The organism is Acidovorax sp. (assembly GCF_047607405.1).
Classification (GTDB): Bacteria; Pseudomonadota; Gammaproteobacteria; order Burkholderiales; family Burkholderiaceae_C; genus Acidovorax.
The window spans coordinates 1-4,336 of the sequence record NZ_JASGDA010000055.1 but is presented as its reverse complement, the minus strand read 5'-3'; the positions used below and the strand labels follow the sequence as shown (position 1 = coordinate 4,336).

The window sequence follows — 4,336 nt, the reverse complement described above, 5'->3', positions numbered from 1 at the left end:
TGGCCGCCCCAGGATGACCCTGGGTTGGCGCAAGCCCATTGAGGTCTATGCCGAGCACTTGGCTCGATTGAGCCAGCAGCCAGACCCTGTGCATTGAATATTTGTTGCACTTGGACTTGAAACCGCCTTATCCAGCAAGCGCCAGTAGCTACTATTTAGATAGCAATCAGGGCGTCACTGCCAGCGTGCGCACCAGCGGCGCGCCCTGCGCGGGCTGGTAGGTCAGCGTCACCACCGTGGGCCCGGGCAGCTCGATGCGCCCGTTTTGCGGCACGACCGCCGCCGGGTTCTTCACCACTGGCAAGGCGTTGAGCACGTAGCTGCCGCCGCCCGCATTCACCGCGAACAGCGTTTGCTGGTCGCCCGCCGGCGTGGTGGCCAGAAGGGGCACGCTGGCCACCGCACCGCGCGCCGCATCGGTCACCACGAAGGACACGGGCACGCTGGCCGGGCTGGGCGCACACACGGGCGCCGCTGGCGGCGGCGCCGCGCCCGTCACCCGCACCGGGCAGGAGCGCACCGCCGTGGCGTTGACCATGGAGGGCGGCGCGCCCGAACCCAGCACCACGGCTGGGGTGCTGCCCGACATCGGCACGTTGACGCTGACCGTGGTCGGCACGCCTGGCGGCACGTTCACCACCTGCGATGCGCTGCCCATGACGTTGAACAGGGCCGCCAGGTTGTTGTTGGGCACGCCGCTGCACACCAGCGCCGACGAGCTGGCAATGGGCACGCCCGTGGCGCTGCCGCCGCTGGCGCTGACCGGCGCGCAGCTGGTGGGCGGCGAGCCGGTGAACAGGCAACTGCCCGGCCCGCCCGCCCCGGCCGTCAGCTGCACCGGCTGCGTGGCGCTGACGGATACCACCACCGGCACGGTGGCGGGCGCGGGCGGTGTGGTGCAGGCCGAAGGCAGCGCGCCCAGGCTGATGCTGGCGGGCGATACGGCGAAGGTGGCCGGAGTGGCGGGGGGTGGCGCGGGTGCAGGACTCGGTGCCGGTGCCGCAGGCGGCGGCGCCACGAAGGGGCTGCTGCCCGCCACCGAGGTCACCCGCCACGTGTCGGCCAGTTCCGCACCCGATCCGAAGATGAGCACCGACGCGCGGCCCGTCTGCATCTGCGGGGTCAGCGTGCCCGCCGCCAGGTAGCGCTTTTCCCAGCCGAAGTGGATGACCGAGACGTTCGGCCCGCACTGCATAGTGCGGTCCAGCGCCAGGATGCGGGTCTGGTATTGCAGTTGCCGCTCGCGCAGCGCGGAATCAATCACGCTGGCATAGCCGATGAAGGCGGGGTCCAGCCGCCGCTGCAGCGTGGCCACGTCGCCGCTCTCGTAGGCGCGCAGCACCTCGTCCAGCACGCGCTGGGCCGGGCTGTCGGGGCGGCACTGGGTGCTGATCTTGGGCGACGGGACGACGGGGGTGACGTTGGGGCCGCTGTGCTGCGCGCTCTCTCCCCCGCCCAGCCGCCAGGCGCGCTGGCGCTGCTGCAACTGCTGCGCGGCTTCGCGCGCCAGCGCGGGCTGGAGGGCGTTGGCCCGCTCGTCCAGCGCCGCGCTGGCGAAGGCGCCCTCTGGCGCGTGCTCCAGCGGCTTGGGCGGCTGGCCGGGCACGGCGGCAGCCACCTGCCCGGCCTCGACCGTGAGCGCGTCCCCCTGGTCGCGCGACAGCAGCACCCGGCCCTGGCGCACGCGGCTGAGGGTGCCCGCGCCCGCGCCCTGCTCCAGCACCTGCACCTCGTGGTCGGTGTTCTGCGCGCCGAGGGTGGCCGTGGCGGTGGCGGTGATCACCTGGTAGCGGCGCGGCGCGGTCTGGCCGATCCAGCCGCTGACGACGCGCAGCGCGCCGCGCTGCAGGCGCAGCACGGCCTCGTCGTCGTCGCGGCCTTCGGCGCGGTAGCGCTCGACCAGCACGCGCGAGGCCGGGCGCACGACCAGCAGGCCGCCATCGTCGGTGGCCAGCAGCAGCTCGCCATCACTGCCCGTCAGCACCGTGTCGCCCGCCTGGACACGCTCGCCCGCCACCGCCGCCCGGGGCTTGGCGTCGCGGTCGATCACGCTGACATCGCCGCTGGCGCGCTCGATGCGGCCCGCGGCCCATGACAGTTGCACACAGGCCAGCGCGACCGCGCCCAGCGCAAAGGCACGGGCGCGGCGCGGATGAAGGGGGATGCGAGAGGTCATGGCGGTCACCACAGGTAGTTCACTTGCAGGCCCAGCACGCGCTCACGCTGGAAAGCCAGCACGCTGCCCTTGTTGTATTGCACGTCGCGCCAGTACGCCTTGGCGCTCCATTGCGCGGAGAACTGGCGCGTGTAGTCCAGGGTCCACTGGCGGGTGTAGAGCCGCGCGCCGGCGCTGCCGGGGTCTATGGCCTGCCATTGCACGTTCGTGCCCAGTTGCCCCCAGGCCGTGCCGCTGAACGTGGCCGACAGCCCGGCGGTGCGCGCGCGGTTGCTGGCCAGTTGCGCCATCAGCAGGTTCTGCGTGCCCAGCGTGGCCTGCAGGTGGAAGGTGAACGACGCGGGCTGCTCTGCCGTGGCGTTGTCCCAGGAGCGGCCCAGGCTGCCCATCCACAGCGTGCTGCGGCTGTCGCCCACGGCCTGCGCGCCGCCCGCGCGCAGCTGCGAGCGCCCCGCCGTGAGGCTGGCCGACCAGGGCGCCACCCAGCGGCTGGCGGTGAGCTGCCAGCTCTCGTTGTCGGCGCGCGCGCCGGTGGCGTCGGTGGTGCGGCTGCGCGTGTCCATCCACGACAGGCTCCAGCCCGGCCAGGACGAGGGGCTCCAGCTCAGGCGCGTGGACAGCATGTCCAGCGCCTGGCGCGGCATCACCAGGCCCGCGAACACGGGCTGGTTGACGGCGTCGCGCAGGTCCACGCCCGCCTGCCATTCGGGGCTGATCTGCCAGTCCGCGCCCGCATAGCTTTCGCGCACGCCGCCCGGCACCGCCTGGCCCAGCGACGCCCAGCGTGGGTCGAGCTGGTGAAAGCCCCCGCGCAGCCCCAGCGCGCCGATGCGCGCGTTGGCGTCGATCAGCACGGCGTTGTCCATGGCGCTGGCGCCGGTGCGCAGGTTGTCTTCGCGGCTTCGGCCCCACTCGGCGCTGGCGGCCAGGGTGGTGTCTGCCGCCCACTGCGTCTGGTAGCGCGCGCCGAACGTGGCCGACGTGGCCCCCGCCGCATCGCCCAGCGCCGCGCCCGTGCCCGGCTGGATGCTGCCCTGGCGGTCGCGCCGCGATTGCAGGGTGCTGAACAACTGCCACTCGGGCGTGGCCTGAAAGCCCGCCTTGACGCCGTACACGTCGCGCAGGTAGGTGAACCGCGCAGGCGTGCCGTTGCGCGTCCTGGCGTTGGACAGCGACTCCCAACTGTCCGCCACCGTGCCCGCAAAGCCCGTGAGCGCCAGGCGGTCGATCTGCTGCGTCCCCGTGAAGCCGCGCAGGCCGATGGACGCCCCCAGGCTGGAGAAGCTGGCCACCACGTCGCCCGCCGACACCAGGTAGCGCTGGCCCGCCAGCCCCGCCTGGAAGCTCTGCACCTGCGGGGTGTAGCGCGAGAGGACGGAGCGGTCGTTGCTCTGCATGCCCACCACTTGCACGTACCGCGTGTCGCCGTCCGCACCCACCGAGCGCAGGTCGCCGCCCACGGTCAGGCGATCGAAGCTGCCGCTGCGCAGCGGCGTCAGGGCGTTGCCGCCCGCGCCGCTGACGCTGTTGCCGTACACGTCGAGCGTGGCCGTGCCGTGCCACTCCAGCTGCGCGCCGCCTTCGCCGCCGGTCACCACCGCCGCGCTCTGCCCGGTCTGCTGGCTCCACTGCTGCAACACCGCCGCGTTGGCGTCGTCGGCTGCCGCATGCTGCGCCAGCGCACCGCAGGCGAGCGCCACGAGCGCGGGCAGAGAGAACTCGGCAGCGCCGGTTTGCTGAATCCGCATGACCCCTCCCTGCCGTGTTTACTGCCTGAAAGACGGCGCGCCGGGAAGCCTCGGCAGGCCAAGCGGAACCTGCGCGGGCACCGTGGGCGGCGCGTTGCCCATGGCGGGCGAACGGTTGGCCTGCGCCGCGCTGGCGTGGGCCGCGCGCACTTGCGGGTCGTACTGCGGGTCCAGCCGCGCGGCCAGCCGCGCCATGAACGCGGAGTCGGCGGGCGTGACACCTGCTTCGGCGATGGCATTGCCTTCGTCGGCGGCACGGGCGGTAGCCAGGCGTTCGATGGCGGCTGCGCAGCCTGCGTGCTGCTGGCACGGCGGCAGCCACTGGGCGCGCAGTGCGGCGGCGCGCTCGCGGCCATAGGCGGCGGCGTCGAATGCGGCCCGCGCGGGCTGCGCGGCCACCTGGGGCGACACG

The 4,336-nt window shown here is 73.2% G+C and carries 3 protein-coding genes; all 3 read right to left on the bottom strand.

Annotation, left to right across the window (positions count from 1 at the left end):
* Nucleotides 1-166: 166 nt before the first annotated feature.
* Nucleotides 167-2,176 (bottom strand): hypothetical protein, encoded by a 2,010-nt coding sequence (locus QM569_RS06785; RefSeq protein WP_414986468.1) that lies wholly within the window; start codon nucleotides 2,174-2,176, stop codon nucleotides 167-169.
* Between the two features lie 5 nt (nucleotides 2,177-2,181).
* On the bottom strand, nucleotides 2,182-3,924 hold the full coding sequence (locus QM569_RS06780; RefSeq protein ID WP_414986467.1) for a hypothetical protein: 1,743 nt from the start codon (nucleotides 3,922-3,924) through the stop codon (nucleotides 2,182-2,184).
* An 18-nt stretch (nucleotides 3,925-3,942) separates the two neighbouring features.
* On the bottom strand, nucleotides 3,943-4,336 hold a 394-nt coding region (locus tag QM569_RS06775), incomplete at its 5' end, for a hypothetical protein (RefSeq protein WP_414986466.1).

What these genes read in the sequence shown, in the direction of transcription:
- QM569_RS06780 (WP_414986467.1), bottom strand. Translation starts at nt 3,924, where the DNA reads ATGCGGATTCAGCAAACCGGCGCTGCCGAGTTCTCTCTGCCCGCGCTC.
- QM569_RS06785 (WP_414986468.1), bottom strand. Translation starts at nt 2,176, where the DNA reads ATGACCTCTCGCATCCCCCTTCATCCGCGCCGCGCCCGTGCCTTTGCG.